General features: G+C 64.4%; 10 protein-coding genes. 3 read left to right on the top strand and 7 right to left on the bottom strand.

The annotated features are described in order from the left end of the window. Nucleotides 1–2: 2 nt before the first annotated feature. The 7 genes from C5L14_RS13525 to C5L14_RS13495 all read right to left on the bottom strand — a co-directional run bounded on the left by C5L14_RS13525 (nt 3) and on the right by C5L14_RS13495 (nt 13051). The gene (locus C5L14_RS13525; protein ID WP_105862541.1) at nt 3–1259 is read right to left on the bottom strand and encodes an ABC transporter permease; all 1257 of its coding nucleotides are present in this window, start codon (nt 1257–1259) and stop codon (nt 3–5) included. Nucleotides 1260–1465: 206 nt separating this feature from the next. Next, entirely contained in the window at nt 1466–2749 is a 1284-nt protein-coding gene (locus C5L14_RS13520; protein WP_105862540.1) for a nucleotide sugar dehydrogenase, read from the bottom strand. 238 nt (nt 2750–2987) lie between these two features. After that, a complete protein-coding gene (locus C5L14_RS13515; RefSeq protein ID WP_146126904.1) occupies nt 2988–4865 on the bottom strand; it encodes a tetratricopeptide repeat protein in 1878 nt (625 codons plus the stop codon). 18 nt (nt 4866–4883) lie between these two features. Beyond that, nucleotides 4884–6977 carry a glycosyltransferase gene (locus C5L14_RS13510; protein WP_146126903.1) on the bottom strand — a complete coding sequence of 698 codons (2094 nt, stop codon included), beginning with the start codon at nt 6975–6977 and terminating at the stop codon, nt 4884–4886. Continuing rightward, nucleotides 6974–9169 carry a glycosyltransferase gene (locus C5L14_RS13505; RefSeq protein WP_146126902.1) on the bottom strand — a complete coding sequence of 732 codons (2196 nt, stop codon included), beginning with the start codon at nt 9167–9169 and terminating at the stop codon, nt 6974–6976. The genes C5L14_RS13510 and C5L14_RS13505 overlap by 4 nt, the downstream gene beginning before the upstream one ends. 119 nt (nt 9170–9288) lie before the next feature. Beyond that, nucleotides 9289–10674, bottom strand: a complete 1386-nt coding sequence (locus tag C5L14_RS13500) for a tetratricopeptide repeat protein (protein ID WP_105862536.1) — start codon at nt 10672–10674, stop codon at nt 9289–9291. A 325-nt stretch (nt 10675–10999) separates the two neighbouring features. Next, nucleotides 11000–13051, bottom strand: coding sequence for a glycosyltransferase (locus tag C5L14_RS13495; RefSeq protein ID WP_105862535.1), 2052 nt, complete (start codon nt 13049–13051; stop codon nt 11000–11002). A gap of 1133 nt (nt 13052–14184) precedes the next feature. Between C5L14_RS13495 and glmS the strand changes: the two genes are divergently transcribed. The 3 genes from glmS (at nt 14185) to fghA (ending at nt 18767) form a co-directional block, all read left to right on the top strand. After that, complete coding sequence (glmS, locus tag C5L14_RS13490) at nt 14185–16008, top strand: glutamine--fructose-6-phosphate transaminase (isomerizing) (protein ID WP_105862534.1); 1824 nt, start codon at nt 14185–14187, stop codon at nt 16006–16008. A gap of 256 nt (nt 16009–16264) precedes the next feature. Beyond that, nucleotides 16265–17608 (top strand): phosphoglucosamine mutase, encoded by a 1344-nt coding sequence (gene glmM, locus C5L14_RS13485; RefSeq protein ID WP_105862533.1) that lies wholly within the window; start codon nt 16265–16267, stop codon nt 17606–17608. Nucleotides 17609–17930: 322 nt separating this feature from the next. After that, the gene (gene fghA / locus C5L14_RS13480; RefSeq protein WP_105862532.1) at nt 17931–18767 is read left to right on the top strand and encodes an S-formylglutathione hydrolase; all 837 of its coding nucleotides are present in this window, start codon (nt 17931–17933) and stop codon (nt 18765–18767) included. Nucleotides 18768–18794: the final 27 nt, after the last annotated feature.

Raw genomic sequence — 18794 nt, 5'->3', positions numbered from 1 at the left:
CCTCACACGGGTTGGATGCGAGGCCGTGCGTGCTTTTCGGCCAGGAGGCCGATGCCGAGCACGGCGATCAGACACAAATAGAAATAGGTCGGGTTGGCGTCCGAGGAGGCGTAGCCCGGGAAGTAGGCCGCGCGCAGAAGCTGCATGCCGTGGGCGGTCGGGGACCACAGCACATAGCCGCGATATTCCTCGGGCAACTGCTCGGTCACGAAGAACACCGAAGAGAACAGCTGCAAGGCGCGTTCGAGCACCGAAGCCAGGCGCAGGAAGAACGGCCAGTGTACGGCGATGCTGCCGAAGATGAGACCGATCGCAAAACCAAACGACCACATCGCGACGACATAGCTGATCACCGTCGGCACATTGGCAGGAAGGGTGATCATGTTGACCAGCCTTCCGCAGGTCAGCAGGATCACGAAGACGACGGCGTAAATGATCAGATATTGGATCGCATAGGCGAGCGCCTGATGGATCGGCCGCACGGGCGGCAGATTTATGAAGATGCGGTTGTGCGCGATCGCCGTGCTCACCCGGAAGATCACCTGGCGGCACATGATCCATGTCGTGCTTCCGACCAGGGCAAAGGTCGGCACGTCCATGTTCATGATGAACTGCGTCTGTAGAATGAAGTAGACCAGCGAGATCAGCGTCAGCAACACGGCCGGCTGAATCAGCATCCAGAGGATGCCGAAGCGGCTCTCGGAGGCGATGAGCTGGAACTGGACGATGAGGATGGCGCGGATCACACCGATCGCACCGGCGACACGCGTGCCGCGGCCGTTCTTACCGCGGGCCGGGTCGGCAAGGAACAGCCCGTTGCTGAGGTGGGCGATCAGCTCCAGGTCCTGCCGGCTGGCACGGCTGAGATAGTCTTCCTGGACCCCGCCCTCGACCAGCCGGGCCTCCCTGGCGGCGGCATTGCGCTTGCGGGAGCGCCTGAGGTCGCGTGCTTCGGCCAGCTTGTTGGCGGCTTCGCGCAGATCCGGCGGCGCATAGCTGTCGGCGAAGACGTCGACATCGGCACGGATGTCGTTTTCGAGGATGCGGATCGTCGTCCTCAGCAGGCGATGATGATAGTCGAGATCCTCGGCATCGGTCTCGCCTTCATCGTCGTCAAAAAGCTGCTTCTGGGTCTTTTCGGCATGATTGTAGACCGCTCGCCGCGTCTTGACATTGTTTTCGGGCAGATCGCGCAGCGCGCGGCGCAGCAGGGTCAGATACCCGTCCCAATCTTGTTCGAGCACTTCAGCGGATGTCATCGGCCATGATCCTTCTGTTCGCCATGGGCCGGTGACAGCTGGGGGATAACGGGTCTGCCTGCTGTCCGCCAGTGCAATGGGCACGGGGCCTCATCCCCGCGCCGGGACGACGCAGGGAGAAGCCAAAGCCCGTGCCTGCCCCATGGAAGCGGGGCAGGCGTGGCGCCGGAGCGCCTATGGTTCGTTGGGCGTTCAAGGGCGCGAGGTCACAGCCGCCAGACCGTGACGCCCTCCGGCGCTGTGGCGCGATCGAGTACGCCCTTGACATCCATGACCACGCCCGTGCCGTTGCGCAGCCGCGACTTGATCAGCGGCCAGCCCTGGGTGGCATATTCCTTGTGGGGAACGGCCAGGATGATGGCATCCGCCGGCTCGACCTCGTCCAGCTCGGAAAGCTCGACGCCATACTCGTGCAGCGCCTCCTCGTTGGAGGCCCAGGGATCGTGCACCGCGGTCTGGATGCCGAAACGGTTGAGCTCCTTGAGGATGCCGGCCGCCTTGGAGTTGCGCAGATCCGGAACGTCTTCCTTGAAGGTCAGGCCGAGCTGCAGCACGTTCTGGACCCTCCGGCCCTCCTGCAGGAGCAGACGCACGCATTCGCGGGCGATGCGCTCGCCGACGGAGTCGTTGATGCGCCGTCCCGACAGGATGACCTGGGGATGGTAGCCCGCCTTCTCCGAACGATAGGTCAGGTAGTAGGGGTCGACGCCGATGCAATGGCCGCCGACCAGACCCGGCTTGAAGGGCAGGAAGTTCCATTTGGTCGAGGCCGCTTCGAGCACGTCGCCGGTATCGACGTCGAGGAGCTGGAAGATATGCGACAGCTCGTTCATGAAGGCGATGTTGATGTCGCGCTGGGCGTTCTCGATCACCTTGGCGGCTTCCGCCACCTTGATGGTGGGAGCGACATGCACGCCGGCGGTGATGACCGAACCATAGACCTCGGCGACGATGGCGCGGGTTTCCTCGTCCTGGCCGGACACCACCTTCTTGATCTTGGTGAAGGTGTGCTCCTTGTCGCCCGGATTGATGCGCTCGGGAGAATAGCCGACGGTGAAGTCCACGCCGCAGGTAAGGCCGGAGGCGGCTTCCAGCACGGGCACGCATTCTTCCTCGGTCGCGCCGGGATAGACGGTGGACTCGTAGACGACGATGTCGCCGCGCTTGAGGGCGCCGCCGACCGTGCGCGAGGCCGCGCGCAGGGCGCCGAGGTCGGGCTGGTTGGCGCTATCGACAGGCGTGGGCACGGTGACGATGAAGAAATCGGCCTTGTTGAGGTCGGCCGGATTCCAGGAGAAGATCGGCGGTGTCGCCTTCAGCTCTTCGCTGGAGATTTCGCGCGTCCGATCTTCGCCGGCCTGCAATTCCTTGACGCGGGTCTGATCGATGTCGAAGCCGATGGTGTCATAGCCATGCTTGGCAAAGGCTACCGCGACCGGCAGGCCGACATAACCCAGCCCGATGACTGCGATCTTGCGTTTCTGACTCAAGACATAACTCCTTGCGGTTTGTCATTGCGACGCCCTGAGGGCGGTTGCGTGGGTCGATCGCCGAAGCCGACGGATCGTCCATAGGTCGCCGTCCTCCTGTGGTCGGCGGACGGGTTTCGAAATAGGGGAAGGGAACCCTTCGCGGATGGAGGTTTCGTCATCCTCTTCTCCTCGCGCTCACAGGAAAGCCTGTGAGGCTCGGCTGGGGATGATCGGTTGGATGCGGCAAGCGGAGCCATCAGCGAATACCTCGCCAGATGCCGCCGCTGAGCCGGAGGTTTTCGGGGCCGCGCAGGATCTGCCGTTCGACTTCGTGGAAGAACGCGTCCTGATAGGCCTGGGCGAAGGCCGGGAATTCCTGGCCCTCCTGCTTGGCCGGCATGGCCTCGACGTGGAACTTCACGCGGCGGTCCTGCCAATAGGGAATGGTGATGAAGCTCGGAACGCCAAGGCGGTAGCACAGCCCGCCAGCGAACTGGGAATAGGTCACCTGCCGTCCTTCCCAGCCGACGCGCGGGGCAGCGGGGCTCATGGCGCCGTCGATGGCGATGACCACGGCATTGCCCTGGCGCAGGGAGGTCATCACCTCGCGCGTGACTTCCAGCTCCGAGTGTTCGCTGGTGGAGATCAGCGAACCGACATGCGGGAAGGAGGCGATCTTGGGGGCGGAAGCGAGCCATTTCATCGGAATGCCCGCCATGTGCAGCGCCAGCGGCCCGGCATACATCGGCCCCATATGCGGGCTGATCAGCAGGGCTCCCTTGCCCTTGTCCAAGCCCTTGCGGATGCCTGCCACGGCGGCATCGATGCCATCGAGCATGGCCGCCACTTCGCCCGCCCGCTCGGGAGCGCATTCGAGCCAATCGAGCAGCAAGAGGTCGGCCAGACAGCCCCAGCGCGCCCGGTCGTCCCAGGCCTTGCGGTCCATGGGCTCGCGGCCGGCAAGCCGGCTTGCGAGCGACCAGGCGAAGTCGAGCCTGCCCTTGGGGATGGGCGCATTGGCCAGGTTCTCGTCGAGACGAGCCAGTGCATCGGCGAAGGAACCCTGCAGATAGGCGCGTTTCCGGCCGACCAGGTCGGCATAATGCCCCTGGGCTTCATCCTTCAGGCCCGCCTGCAGCAGCGTCGAGATGGTGTAGCGCTGCAAGGCCGGCGAATGGGGGTCTTCCTGCGCCAGCTTGCGCAGCAGTGTGGCTGCTTCGTCATAGTGGCGGGCCAGCCGCAGGGCGCGCGCCAGCAGCATCTTGAGGTTGCGCAGGTCCGGTGCGAGCTCGCTGGCCTGGCGGAGGACGTCGACCGCCTCCTCGTTCTGCCGCAGCCTGAGCAGGGTCTCGCCGAGGGTGCGCAGCAGCAGCACGTCCTTTGCGGCCTTGTCACGGGCCTGGCGCAGATGCTCGAGGATCTCCGCGTCATCCCCGCCCAGCGACAGCATCGCATTGGCGACGACCAGATGAAGCCGGGGCGCCTCCCCGCCCTGGTCCAGGGCTTTGCGGCCGATGGCCAGCGCCTGCTCGTGGCGCCCCGCCAGCTGCAGGACCTGGGCGACCTCGAGGGCGAGGTCGGCCGTCAGGTCGGCCCGATCCTGCAACTGCTCGACGATGACGAGGCTGGTATCGAGATCGCCTGCTCGCGCGAGGGCGATCAGGCACAGCTGGGCGAGCCGCGCATGGTCGGGGCTGCGGTCGGCATAGCGGCGTGCGAAGTCGCGGGCGGCGTCGAAATCGGTTCCCTGGACCAGAGCCTGCAGCCTTACCGCCGCGATGGCGAGATTGTCGGGGTCGAGTTCTCCGGCCCTGTCGATATGCGCCTGGCCTGCTTCGCGCCGGCCGGAGCGCATCATCACGCTGCCGAGGGTAAGAAGGTCGTCGCTGGAAGAGGGGTTGGCCTCGACCAGGCGTTCCAGGAAGATCCGGGCCGTGTCGAGTTCGCCGGCACGCATGGCCGGCGCGACGACGAGGCGGCGAACCTGGTTGCGATTGCGCGGGACGGCGGCCACCGGCAGCGTCAGCAGGGCGAGGGCGTCCTGCGTCCGTCCGTCACCGGCCAGAGCGAGGACCTGGTCGATCGCCTGCCCGGAATCCGCGGCCTTGGTGTCCTGTTCGATCATTCGCTTCATGCGCTGTCGCCTCGCGGATTAGCGGTCGAGATAGGCATCGACGGTCAGCTCCAGCATGCGGCGCATGGAGAAGCGTTCGCGGGACCATTGGGCCACATTGGCGGCGAGTTCGGCGCGCTCCTGATGGTCGCGGCGCCAGGCCAGCACTTCGCTGGCGATGGCGTCCGGCTCCAGATTGTCGATCGAGGGCAGTACGGTGCCGCTCACTTTGGGCATCAGCGTCTCGGCGGCGCCGCCGGCTGGCGTGGTGACGACGGGGACCCCGCTGAACTGGGCTTCGATCAGCACGTTGGGCAGGCCCTCGTGGCGGGACAGCAACAGGAAGACGTCCATATGCGACAGCCAGTGGCCGACACGGGGCGAGCGGCCGGTGAACAGCACGCGATCGGCGATACCCAATTCCTCGGCATAGGCAGTCGCCTTGCCGAGCAGCGGGCCGTCGCCCACCAGGATGAAGCGGGCATCCGGCACGCGTGCAGCCAGGCTCGCCGCAGTTTCTAGCCAGAGCAGCGGGCGCTTGTTGTCGTCGAAGCGCATGACCGAACCGATGGTGAAACCGGCCTTGACGTCGAAGCTTTCGAGCTTCCGGGTCAGGGCCAGGGTCTTCTCGTCGGTTGCGGTGCTCAGGGGATCGAGCCCGTTGGGAATGATGCGCACCGAGCCGCGCGGCAGTTTGAGCCAGGCCTCGTAGCGCTCGCCGGCGGCCTGTGAGTTCGCCACGATGGCGACGCCCCGGGCCGAGAGCAGCGAGCGATAGACCGCTTCATATTCGGGCTTGTTGCGTTCGAAACGGTCTTCCGGCGGCAATGTGCGCACGCCGAGCAGGATGCGCGGCACGCCCGCCAGCAGGGCGGCCAGCCCCGTGGCGAGGACCGAGCCGTCCTGCCAGATATGCACGATGTCGGGGCTGATATATTTCAGCGCGTCGGTGAGCCTGACCACGCCCGTCCGCATCTGCGTCGGCAGGTGATCGAGGAAGCCGATCAGGTCCTTGACGCGGGAATAGCGCGGGCGTCCGCCATATTCGGCAAACAGCGAATATTCATGGATCGGCAGGCCCGCTTCCACGAATTGCGGCACGAAGAAATCGGCGCCGGCACGCGAATGCAGCGAGCTGCAGACCACATGGATGGGCCCCATGATGTCGGCGCCCGCGATGGGATTGGCCGAATGGATGGCCCGGTTCAGGCCAAGCGCCGTGTTGGTGAACTGGCGTTCGGCACCACCCGATCCCAGGCTGCCATTGATCAGCACGACCGGCCCGACGAAGCGGCGCGGTTCGAAATCCGTGGTTGCCTCGCGCTGGGCGATGGCCATCTCGAACACGCGTTCGATCACCAGATTGGGCAGATGGTCGTCACTGTCGGCGTGATCGGGCACGAGCTCGCTGAGGCTGCGCAGGTCCTGTTCGATCCGCGCCTGCGTCTGGGCGATGTGCTTGGTCTCGCCGAACTTGTCGCGTGCGAATTCGATGATTTCGCGCGCCCGCATCGGCTGTCCCAAGGAGACATAGAGGCGTCCGAGCGCGACCAGCACGGATTCGGGCGTGTTGTCCATCTCTACGAGCTGCCCGAAGGCGGCTTCGGCGCCGTCGAAATCCTTCAATTCGATCAGGCCGCGGCCATAGATCAGCAATTGCGAGGGATCTTCCGGCTCTTCGGGGAAGCGCTCGGCGTGAAGTGTCCTGCCCGCATCGACGCCATCGATGCGGATGGTCCAGCGCAGCACTCGGAAGAAGGCTTCGCGCGAGGTGGGAAAGCGCTCGTCGATACCCCGCCAGACCAGAAGGGCGCGCGGATCCTGCACGCGCTCGAGCGCCCGGGCGACCAAAGCCTGGAAGCGCTCCTCGCGCGGATGCTTGACCACGTAGGGAAGCAGCTTGTCGAGGGCCTCGGGCAGCTCGGGCAGCCGGCGCATCGCACCGGAAATGTCGCGAGCCTGATTGACCTCGGCCGTGGTCACGCGCTGCGCGCCATTGCCTGCCCGCAGACCTTCGGCCACGGCAGCCGAGACGATGTCTCGCGCCGAGATCTCGTGAGGCGTCGGCGCGGCGTCGCTCGCGCCGGCGTCATCCACCGGCTGCACGGCAGACTGAGTGCGGAAAGCCATCATGACGAGGAAACCGCCCGGGCCTTGCGGAGCCGTTCGACCAGCGCGCCCGCGGAGGACAGCCGGCGCCATTCCTCGGCCCGGCCCGCGCTCCTTCCCTGCAGCGCATTGCGCTGCGAGGTGTCGCCGGCGAGCCGGCCGAGCGTTTGGGCAAGGCCATTCTCGCCTTCATCGATCCAGACGGCTGCCTCGCCCAGAATAGCGCGCGCCACCGCGCCGTCGGATGCCACGATGATCTTGCCATGCATGAGGGCATCGACGAGTTCGAACCGGGTCCGTTCGGTCCGGGACGAACCCGCGAGGGTCGGAGTGACGAAAATGTCGATCGCCTTGTAGGCTTCGGCGATAGCGCCGACCTTGGGACGGCCGGGAAAGAGCACGCGCTCGCCATGGCCCATATGGCTCAGGCGCTCATGCAGTTTGAGGAAGCGCGAACCCACGCCGAAAATCACCAGCGCGACGTCGAGCCCGTCGGCGACGAGCCTGTCGAAGGCGTCTCCGATGCCCTCCAGGTCGAGGTCCTCATAGGGATCGCCGATATAACCGAGAACCAGCCGGTCCTTGAGAGCCGGGTCGCTGCGCCAAGCCGGGGTCTTCTCGTCTTGCTTGAAGGTCGGCGCATTCTCGCCCAGCATCAAGAGCTTTGCGGCAGGAATCCCCCGGGCCGCAAGGGTTTCGGTGGCGCCGGGCCAGCGGGCGAGCATCAGGCTCGCCTCCGCCATCAGGACGTCATCCGCCTGGCGAAAAAGCGCTTCGCGGTCGTTGACGGGCGTGGCATCGGTCGTCGATGCCACTCGCTGGCAGTCGAGGACGAGATCGGCGCCGGTCATACGGGTCGCGATCGCGGCCGGATAGGCGGCCTCCAGATCGCCGGACACCATGATGACGTCGGCTTCCAGCGTCCGGGCGATCCGTCCGAGCGCCACGCCGGCTTCCCGGGCGTAGTGATCGATGATGGCCGGTGCCGCTTCGACGGGCGCCAGGCGGTGATAGGCGATGCCGTCCACCACGTCCGGTCCGGATTTGCGGGAGGCGCCGGCGTTGCGCACGGGATAGCCGGGCTGTGTGACCACCCGCACCAAACAGCCGAGGCCGGTGAGCTCCTGGGCCAGGGCATGCGTGCGCATGCTGATGGCGGACCAGTGATAGGGCAGGGACTGCGGCACGTAGAGCAGGATGTTGAGGCGCGTGCTTCGTGCCTTGCGCGATACGGGCTTGGGCAGGCGGACGCCTTGGCCCTTGAACCGCTCCAGCGCCATCAGTTCCTCGTAGCGACGCGTTTCGGTCGGATTGAGAGCTGCGCCGGCGCGCAGGGCTTCCTGGAGAATGGCGCTGGCCTCGTCGATCGAGCCGGCGTCCATCAGCGTGAAGGCCAGGAGCTTGACCCGTCCCTCGTTGGGATCGGCCTCGGCCGCGGCCTTGGCAAGGGCGACGGCGGCAGCCGGATCGGTGGCCCGGGCCTGCTTGGCAAGATCGAGCAGCACGCGCGACAGCACGCTGCCGCGCGGACGCTGGTCGTGGATCCAGCGCTCGGCTGCCGCCAGGCCGTCCTTCTGCGCCTTGGCGAGGGCGATTTCGGACAGTTGGAGATATTCGGGGGCTGCGCCGGCCGGCACGAGATCGCCCGGCAGCGAAAGCGAATGACGATAGTCGCGATACCATTCGGCGATGCGGGCCGGCAGGCGCAAGCCGTCGCGCCAGCTCGAAAATCCGTTCATCATCACCTGGCCGAGCCGGTAGGTATGGCTCTCGCGCAGCTTGGCGATGCGCTGTTCCGCATGCTTCCAGACGCTGCGCGTGTCGAGCACGGCCAGTTCGGCGCTGCGCTTGGCTTCGCGGTAGACGTCGAGGTCCCGTTCGAGCTGCTGCAGCCGGGTGGTGAGCGTGACGGTGTCCTCGGCCAGGGAACGCTCGGCCAGTTCGGCTTCCAGTTCCCGGATGCGCCGCGTCGCGGCCGCCTCACGATCGAGCGCGGCCTGGAGCTCGGCGTCGGAGGAAGAATCCTGCGGTGTGGTAACCGCTGCAAGCTTGGCCTTGCGGCGGACGGGGGAACCGGAACCGTGCAGGGCGCCGCCCATGGCAATCGCCGCCCCTTCGAGCTGGCCGTCATCGAAGGAGGCCGCCCTGGGACTTGCATGTTCTGCCGGCGCATCGCCGTTACGATGCAGCTCCGGCGCTTCGGTCACTCTGCTCACCTTGATCTCCGGCTCCTCGGAACAAGGCGCGTTCTGGTAGAACGCGCCTTGGTTTCAACTTTTCGTTCGGATGCGTGTTGCGAAGCCGGCGTGGGCGCCGGCTCGCAGGACGCTTAGGCTCAGCTCGCCAGCTTGAGGTTCAGCAGACCTTCCAGGTTCTTGCTGGCGCTGTTGTCCGGGGCGAGTTCGCGGCTGCGGGCGACCGCGGCCGAGGCCGTGGCGAGATCGCCGGCCCGATGGCTGGCGCGCGCCAGATGCAGCCAATGGGTGGCGGAGTCCGGTTTGAGCTCGAGAACGCGCTGATAGTAGTTGGCGGAGTCGGTGAAGGCGTGCGTCTGATAGAGGTGATGTGCCACCGCCGTCAGCGCCGGCACGTTCTCCGAATCGATCTGCAGCAGGAGATAGGCGATGTCCGCGGCTTCGGCCGGACGCTTTTCGCGGCGATGGGCGCTCAGCTCCTTGGAGAGGATCGCCGAGACCTTGCGGCGCAGCAGCTGCAACTCGTCGTCGTCCTGGCCGACCTTGGCCAGCAGCGCGAGGTGAAGCGCCGCCTGGCGGGCTTCGCCACCGCGCAGGGCGAGCTTGGCGGCACGGCGGACGCGCTGGATCAGGCGGTTGACATAGTCGATTTCGGGCACAGCCAGGCCGGCCTGATACAGCGTCACCAGGCCGGTATATTCGAGTTCCGCCTGTCCGGCGGCCCGAGCGAGGCGCTTGGCGGCAACCTGATCTGTGGGATCGATATCCAGCAGGCGCGACCACAATTCGAGCGCCCGTTCCGGCGTGCCGGTCCGCTCGGCGGCGGTCGCCAGACGCTTGGTCGCCGTGGGATGGCGCGGGTCGACCTTCAGGACCTGTTCCCAGGCGGCTGTAAAGGCGGCGGGATCCTGTTCGAGATCGGTCTGCTTGGCCTGGTCCACCACGTCATTGCGCAGGGCGATGATACGCTTGCGCAGGACCGGATCGGCAGGGGCCACCGTGTTGCCGAGGCGAAGCACGCGGCGATAGCCGTCCTGGTCACCCGCCCGCTCCAGCTCGACGGCGGCCTTGGCGAGATTGCTGCCGACCCGCGCGGCGATATCGTCGAAACCCTCGATATTGCCGGCATCGGCATGGCGGATGGCAATCAGGACCTTGGCGGCGTCTTCGACCTGGTGGCTGCTCAGGAGTTTCTTGGCTGCCAGAAACGCGGTCGAGGGGTGCGCTTCGGCGGCGGCGACGGCCGATTGGGCAACCTTGTCCAGCAGGCCGGCATTGATGGCCGCTCTCAGGCGCATCTTCAGCGCATTGGCATGGCTGGGCGAAATCGCCAGCAACTTGTCGGCCTCGGCGATCACCGCGTCCCAGTTGGAGGCCTGCCAGGCATCGCGCATGGTTTCGAGATGGCTGCGCAATTCCGGCGCCGAGGGCGACATGCGCCGCTTCGGCTGAGTCCAGCTTGCAGGGCCGGGAATGACGCTATGGCCGAAGGAGGCGTTCGAAAAGGCGTCGTTCGCAATGTCCATCTTCTATCTCACTCGTCATATTTGCCTGGGCAGGCACGCGGCGATCACACATGTGATCAATTGATCTGATCACGCTGAGATGATCAGAAGTGTTGGTACAAATCAGTGTGTCTTTTTGGGCCAGGTGGCCAATACAGCATCTGAGTTTGGCAGCATAATGGCGATATTAAATATTAGTAAACGACATTACATTGCAAATATCTGACACTATAGTTACAGTAATTATAAAAAGCGCAATTTCATTGCGATTTAAATATTTACTGCCCGTCTTATGGTGTGACTGGTCCCTTGTCGCCAGCGGCAGCATGCCCCCGGCTGGAAGGGGTCAGCGGGCTCGGGCTCTCTTGTATTTCCGGGGATGCTCGGCGGGAGGATCCGCCGCCGGCGGGCTCGTCAACAAATCCACGGTTCGCTGCACCATCAGGCTGGTGGAGAAGCGTTCGGAAGCGATTTGCCGGATGCGGTCGGCAAGGCTCGGATCCGAGCGGCGCCAGTCGATGACATGGCCCACCTTGGCGCACAGGGCTTCCAGATCGACCGCCTCGACCGTGTCGGTGGCCAACCCCGTCACGCCCGGCGTGAAGGTTTCGCAGGCGCCGCCCGCCGGCGTGCTCACCACAGGAATGCCGGCAAGCTGGGCTTCGATCAGCACGTTCGGCAGGCCCTCGAAGCGCGACAGCAGCACGAAGGCATCCATCTTTGCCAACCAGTAGCCGACGCTGGCCGAACGGCCCACGAACAGGATCCGGTCGGCGATGCCGAGTTCGGCGGCGCGCTGGCGCACCCGCGGCAGCAGCGGCCCGCTGCCGACCAGGACGAAGCGGGCATTCGGCCGGGTCTCGTGATAGGCGCGCACGAAGTCGATCCAGAGCTCGGGACGCTTATCGACATCGATGCGGAAGACACCGCCAATCGTCTCGGTGGCATCCGCCGTGCGGCGCTCGAATTTCTGCCAGCGCTCCTCGTCCGTCTCGTTCGGATCGGCCGGCAGATGCTCCACCCCGTTGTGGACGATGGTGAAACGCTCCTGCTGCAAGCCGAGCCAATCGCAATAGGCTTTGGCGGCGGCATGGCTGTTGCTCATGAACTCGACCCCGGGGATCTGGGCCAGGGCGCGATACATCGGCTCATATTCGCCGCGGAACAGGTGCGGCCGCAGGACCGGGGGCAGGCCGCGCACATTGAGGACGATGCGAGGAACGCCGGCGACGAGTGCCGCCAGCGCGGCGAACAGCACGGCGCCGTCCTGCCAGATATAAGCGATATCGGTTTCATGCCGGCGAAAATGCTCGACCAGGCGCTGCGTGCCGAACGCCGCATGGGCTGGCACCAGGGGTAGCAAATGCCGCAGATCACTATCTTCGGCGACGAGGTCGGCCGGGCGGGCCGGGGTCATGTTGTCGATCTGGTAGGCTTCGACCTGCTCGCAGGCGATCATCGGCAGGAAGAAGTCGTGATTGTTCTCGCGGCTAAGCGACTTGACCACCACCTGAATGGGGCCTCGGATCTTTCGGCCCGAGATGCTTCCGCTCTCGCGCCGAGTGCGTTCCAGCCGCGCTGCCGTGCGGGCAAGCTGGCGCTCCGCCCCGCCAGTGCCGAGGCTGCCGGTGATCAGGGAGACGGAGCCGAGCTGCCCAGGCACCACCGGGCGCACGGAGCGGTCGCGGAAGATGTCGATGGCCGCTCTCAGCACCACGATGCGCGCCGGGATGCCGCATGTCCGCCAGTCCGGCACGCGCCGGTCAAGCACTTCCATGCCCTTGCGCAGTTCCTCGGCCATCGCCGAGGCGTTCTTGGGGGCTTGTCCGGTCGCCAGAAGCCGATCCAGGATCGTGAGGGCTTCGGTCAATTCCCCCCATTCGCGCAACCGCTTGGCATAGACGAGCGGAGCGGTCTTGGAGTCCGGGAAATCCGCGAGGGTCGAGACGAACAGCGCCTTGGCGCTGGCCATTTCCCGCAGCTCGACCAGAAGCTCGGCCTTGTTGAGGCGCCGGTCCACATCCGAGGGCATGCCCGGATAATGACGCTCCAGGATTTCGAGCCCCTCGGCCGTGCGCTGGTGCCGTGACAGCCAGCGCAGGCGGTATTGCAGGGCCCGGTAATTGTCGGGGAATTTCTCGTGGACGTCCGTCCAGAGTTCCAGCATGCCCTCACGGACACGGGTCATCTCGGCGACGAGCGCGTGGGAGAGATTGACGTCCAGCTCCCCCGGAAAACGGGAAAGCAGATATTTCAGGCGCGGCAGCGCGACCTGGGCGGTTTCGACATTGTCGGCACGCTTGACCAGGTCGGCGCATTCGGCGCGCACAGCTTGCGAATAGACGTCGGCAGCGGAGAACCAAGCGCGGCCGCTTTCATGGACCGCGAGTAAAGGCACGTCGGCGGTCTCCGACGATGGAAATCTGTTAGGTTTCAATAGTGCCTATCCCGTGGTTGCCCATGTATAGATTCCCTACTGAATCATCAATTCCATAAAGACCTGAGAATCTTTACAAAAGAATGACGCAAGTAAGGCGACTATTTGGTTTTCAACTGATTGTTGTCTAGGCGTCTACAGCAGGAAATGTGGATTGTTTCTGTGAACAATTCCAATCTTTCCTGTTTTTCCCTCGGGCGGCCTCTGTCCGTTCCGGACGGTTGGTGATTCCAGTGCATGGCGGTGAACCAGCATGCGCAACCGAACCGAATGTTCGCCTCGTCCGGCCCTCGCGGATATTGCATCGCAGCAATGTCTGCGCAGCCGAAGATGCGTCGGGGCTCTGGCTGTTGGGTGGGCGGCATGAGCGAAGGTAACTGCTGCGCTCATAAACACCGATAGCGCACAGGGCACTTTCGCCATCCGTCCTCCGATTCAACCAATGCCCCATACGGCACGATTCATCAGTACCTATGGCATTGCCAACCTCAGCGAGTCGGCTTTTTAAACTCATCGAAAATGGATTGCAAGCTTATAATGTTTTCCCATTGGTGAAGCCAAATTTGAATGGTTGCAAATAGGGTGATAAAACCCCATTTTGTTCATCTATATGAACGGAATGGGTATAACGGAAGAAATATGCTGTATTTACACTGACCATATTCTGACCATATTGTGTATGTTGAGTTCATGGGGCTGGCTGTTTATGAATCATTTATGACCGGGATGTGATCAGTTGCGAGGCAGGGAAGTATGAAGCGGCTCGATTGCGGGTCGCCGTTCCATGTGTTTCGGCGCTGTGTCCGGACCGGCTGCCGCAGGGTGGGCAATCCAACACCAGCCTGTCGCGGCAACGGATTCTGGCTGTCGGCCATCAACCTCATGACAACAAATCGGCTGGGGGTGGCGGGCACCTTGTGAGGTGCCGGAAGCTTGCTCGAATGTCTGGCAAAACTCGTCCTGCGGCCTTGGGCCGGGCGGGTTGCGGACGCCTGTCGTTACAAAACGTAAGGCATTTTGAATATGCCTTCTATCCAGAGTTCCTTAATCGAAAACACCATTGTTTTGATTCGGACCAAGATAAGGTAGAGCACATGTGTGGTATTGTTTGTGTTCTTGGCAACGAATCAGTGGCCATGCCGCTGGTGGATGCGTTGCGAAGACTGGAATACCGGGGATATGATTCCGCCGGTATTGCGACCCTGGAGGGCGGAGCCATCGTCCGCCGGCGCGCCGAGGGCAAGCTGGTCAATCTCGAGGCCAAGCTCGGCCAGGCGCCACTCAAGGGCACCAGCGGCATCGGGCATACACGCTGGGCGACACATGGCAGGCCGACGGAGGACAACGCCCATCCGCATGCCACCGAGCGCGTAGCCGTCGTCCATAACGGCATCATCGAGAATTTCCGCGAATTACGGGACGAATTGAGCGCAGATGGCGCTGATTTCCAGTCTGAGACGGATTCCGAAGTCATCGCGCATTTCGTCACGCGCGAGCTGGAAAGGGGCCTGTCGCCGATCGAAGCCGTGCAGGCCTGCCTCACGCGTATCCGCGGCGCCTTCTCGCTCGGCTTCCTGTTCGCGGGGGAGGACGATCTCATCATCGGCGCCCGGCTGGGGCCGCCGCTGGCAGTCGGATACGGCAACGGGGCGATGTTCCTGGGCTCGGATGCGATCGCCCTCGGTCCACTGACGAATACTTTCGCTTATCTTGAAGATGGCGATAGTGTCGTGATTACCCGCTCCACCGCAACGATCTATGACTCTGAGTTCAATCAGGTCGAACGTCCGATCCAGAAGGCGGAGATTTCGGCGGCCATCGTCGAGAAGGGCAATTATCGCCACTTCATGGCCAAGGAGATTCACGAGCAGCCCGAGGTGATTTCCCACACCCTGGCTTCCCTGGTCGACATGACCAGCGAAACCGTTCGTTTGCCGAGCCTGCCTTTCGATTGGAAGAATCTCAGTCGCCTGACCATTTCGGCCTGCGGTACGGCGTCCTTCGCCGGGCAGGTGGCGAAATACTGGTTCGAGCGCTATGCGCGCCTGCCGGTCGAGGTCGATATCGCCTCCGAATTCCGCTACCGCGAAGCGCCGCTCGAAAAGGGCGGATTGTCGCTCTTCGTCTCCCAATCGGGCGAGACCGCCGATACCATGGCGGCCCTGCGCTACTGCCAGGAAAACGGCCAGCACACGCTCGCCGTCGTCAACGTGCCGACCTCCACGATGTCGCGTGAGGCGGATGCCATGGTGCGCACGCTCGCCGGACCGGAAATCGGCGTCGCTTCCACCAAGGCCTTCACCTGCCAGCTGGCCGTGCTGGCCTGTCTGGCGATCGGTGCCGGCAAGGCCCGCGGCACACTGACACCCGAAGCGGAAAAGGAACTGGTGCGGGCCCTGATCGAGGCACCGCGCCTGATGGCGGAGGCCCTCCGCCTCGATCATGAGATCGAGGCCTGCGCGCGCGACCTTTCCAAGGCGAAGGACGTGCTCTATCTCGGCCGTGGCACGAGTTTCCCGCTCGCCCTGGAAGGCGCGCTGAAACTCAAGGAAATCAGCTACATCCACGCCGAGGGCTATGCAGCGGGTGAACTCAAGCATGGCCCGATCGCCCTCATCGACGAAAGCATGCCGGTGGTGGTGATCGCTCCCTTCGATGCGATCTTCGAAAAGACCGTCTCGAACATGCAGGAAGTCGCCGCGCGTGGCGGACGCATCATCCTGATCACGGACGAGGAAGGGGCCAAGGCCGCCGCGCTTCCCGGCGCCAAGACCATCGTGATGCCGGCAATGCCGTCGGTGGTCTCCCCGCTGGTCTATTCCGTGCCGATCCAGTTGCTGGCTTATCATACGGCCGTGCTGATCGGAGCGGATGTCGATCAGCCGCGCAACCTCGCCAAGAGCGTCACGGTCGAGTAGGCCCCTGATCGTCAAAGCGTCTTGCGATGGAAGGGGCTGCCCTGCATCGCAAGGCTGCGCGGAAACACAGAGCCGGAGCAGAGCGATTCCCCGCGATGACAGTGCTTTGTTCATGACATCGCGGCATGGGGCCGGAATTGCCCTTCAAAAGGGCGGTTCGACCGGCCCGATGCTTCTGGATCAGTAACGCGGAAACAATAACTGAGGCTCTGCAGAAAGATGCTGCAGCCATGCCTCGAAATCTCAGGGTTATCACATGAGCCGCAAATATTTCGGCACGGATGGCATCCGTGGCCTGGCCAATAGTGTCATTACGCCGGAACTGGCGATGAAGGTCGGCATGGCGGCCGGCCTCGCCTTCCAGCGCGGCGAGCACCGCCATCGCGTGGTGATCGGCAAGGATACCCGCCTGTCGGGCTATATGATCGAGAATGCCCTGGTGGCGGGCTTCACCGCCGTCGGCGTCGACGTGATGCTGCTGGGGCCGATGCCCACCCCCGCCGTGGCGATGCTCACCAATTCGCTGCGCTGCGACATCGGTGTGATGATCTCGGCCTCGCACAATCCTTACGAAGACAACGGCATCAAGCTGTTCGGCCCCGACGGCTTCAAGCTCTCCGACGAGACCGAGCGTGCCATCGAGGCCCTGATCGACACCAACCTGTCGTCGCGGCTGGCCGGCTCGCGCGATCTCGGCCGGGCCCGCCGCATCGACGACGTGCATGCCCGCTACATCGAATTCGCCAAGCGCACCCTGCCGCGCGGATTGCGCCTCGATGGCCTCAGGGTGGTGGTCGACTGCGCCAATGGCGCCGCCTACAAGGTCGCCCCCGAAGCATTGTGGGAGCTCGGTGCCGACGTGATCACCATCGGTGTCGAGCCGGACGGTTTCAACATCAACCGCGATGTCGGCTCGACCGCGCCGAGGGCACTCGCCCAGAAGGTGCGGGACCTGCGTGGCGATATCGGCATCGCCCTCGACGGCGACGCCGACCGCGTCCTCATGGTCGACGAGAAGGGCAGGGTCATCGACGGCGACCAGCTGATGGCGGTGGTCGCCTCGGACTGGAAGGAAGAGGGCAAGCTCACCCAGCCCGGCATCGTCGCCACGGTGATGTCCAATCTCGGCCTGGAGCGCTATCTCGGCGGCCTCGGCCTGCAGCTCGAGCGCACGGCGGTGGGCGACCGCTACGTGCTCGAACGCATGCGGGCGCAGGGCTACAATGTCGGCGGCGAGCAGTCGGGCCACATCATCCTGTCCGACTTCGCCACCACCGGGGACGGCCTGGTCGCCGCCCTGCAGGTGCTGGCCGTGCTCAAGAAGGCCGATCGCCCGGTCAGCGAGGTCTGCCACCGCTTCGATCCGCTGCCGCAGATCCTCAAGAATGTGCGGATTCGGCGCCGCAAGGTCCTGGACGATCCCAAGGTCGCCGCTGTGATCGAGGGCGCGCGCAAGCAGCTCGGCGATGGCGGGCGCCTCGTCATCCGTCCCTCCGGCACCGAGCCGGTGATCCGCGTCATGGCCGAAGCCGACGACCCGATGAATGTCGAGACCGCCGTGGACGAGGTGATCGACGCCATCGCCAAGGCCGCCGCGTGAGATTGCGGCGGGCGGATTCGAGGGAATCCGCCCGCCGATCGCCACTCTCAAGCTGCATGATGTCGCGATCCGATCTTGCGTAAACGCAAAGCCGGTTTGCCTGGTTGCGGATGCAGCGGCGCCAGGGCCGGTCGTGCTGCGTGCGGGTTGCGCGTGAGCGAGAGCCATTTGCACTGGCGGTCCCGGTTTCCAGGAGGTCACTTGCCCTCCGAGCCCGACATTGCTGCGGCATTTTGCGCGGGGGCTGCGACCGGCCCGAAACTCGACGCGCGCGGACGGAGATGGCTATGGTCGGCTCGATTTTGAGCGAAAGGCCTTGCTGATGAAAACCATCTCCACCTCTCGATCGCATGGCGGGACCCAGGGCGTCTATTCCCATGCCTCGTCGAGCTGCGATTGCGAGATGACCTTCGCGGTCTTCGTTCCGCCCCAGGCCGCGGAGCGTGTGTGCCCCGTGCTGTGGTATCTGTCGGGTCTGACCTGCACGCATCAGAATGTGATGGACAAGGGCGAATATCGCCGCCTCGCCGCCGAGCTCGGCCTGATCGTGGTGTGCCCCGACACCAGCCCGCGTGGGGAAGGCGTGCCGGACGAGAAGGACAATTGGCAGTTCGGCTCCGGCGCCGGCTTCTATCTCGACGCCACGCAAGAGCCCTTTGCCCGCAACTACCGCATGTATTCCTATCTCACCCAGGAATTGCCGGCTCTGATCGGCGAACGTTTTCCGGCCGACATGGCGCGTCAGTCGATCTTCGGCCATTCCATGGGGGGCCATGGCGCGCTTACCATCGCCCTGAAGAATCCGCAGCGCTACAGGAGCTGCTCGGCTTTCGCGCCGATCGTGCAACCGAGCACCGCAGGCTGGTCCAGGCCGGCATTGGAAAAATATCTCGGCGCCGACGAATCGGCTTGGCGCCCCTATGACGCCACGGCCCTGATCGCCGACGGCCACCGTTTCGACGCCTTCCTGGTCGACCAGGGCACGGCGGACAGTTTCCTGCAGGAGGGGCTGCGTCCCTGGCTGCTGGAGGAAGCCTGCCGCAAGGCCGGCATTGAGCTGACCCTCCGCATGCAGGAGGGCTACGACCACTCCTACAATTTCATTTCCACCTTCATGGACGATCACCTTGCCTGGCACGCCGAGCGGCTCGGCACGTGAGGGGCAAGGTGTAGGCCGCGCCGGCGA

Source organism: Labrys okinawensis (assembly GCF_002982075.1).
Classification (GTDB): domain Bacteria; phylum Pseudomonadota; class Alphaproteobacteria; order Rhizobiales; family Labraceae; genus Labrys; species Labrys okinawensis_A.
The sequence above is the reverse complement of the archived record's forward strand: the minus strand, read 5'-3'. Positions and strand labels throughout refer to the sequence as shown.

Bases quoted from the DNA above. Each gene is read 5' to 3' on its own strand.
- C5L14_RS13525 (WP_105862541.1), bottom strand. From the start codon at position 1,259: ATGACATCCGCTGAAGTGCTCGAACAAGATTGGGACGGGTATCTGACC.
- C5L14_RS13500 (WP_105862536.1), bottom strand. From the start codon at position 10,674: ATGGACATTGCGAACGACGCCTTTTCGAACGCCTCCTTCGGCCATAGC.
- glmM (WP_105862533.1), top strand. From the start codon at position 16,265: ATGAGCCGCAAATATTTCGGCACGGATGGCATCCGTGGCCTGGCCAAT.
- C5L14_RS13510 (WP_146126903.1), bottom strand. From the start codon at position 6,977: ATGATGGCTTTCCGCACTCAGTCTGCCGTGCAGCCGGTGGATGACGCC.
- C5L14_RS13515 (WP_146126904.1), bottom strand. From the start codon at position 4,865: ATGAAGCGAATGATCGAACAGGACACCAAGGCCGCGGATTCCGGGCAG.
- glmS (WP_105862534.1), top strand. From the start codon at position 14,185: ATGTGTGGTATTGTTTGTGTTCTTGGCAACGAATCAGTGGCCATGCCG.
- fghA (WP_105862532.1), top strand. From the start codon at position 17,931: ATGAAAACCATCTCCACCTCTCGATCGCATGGCGGGACCCAGGGCGTC.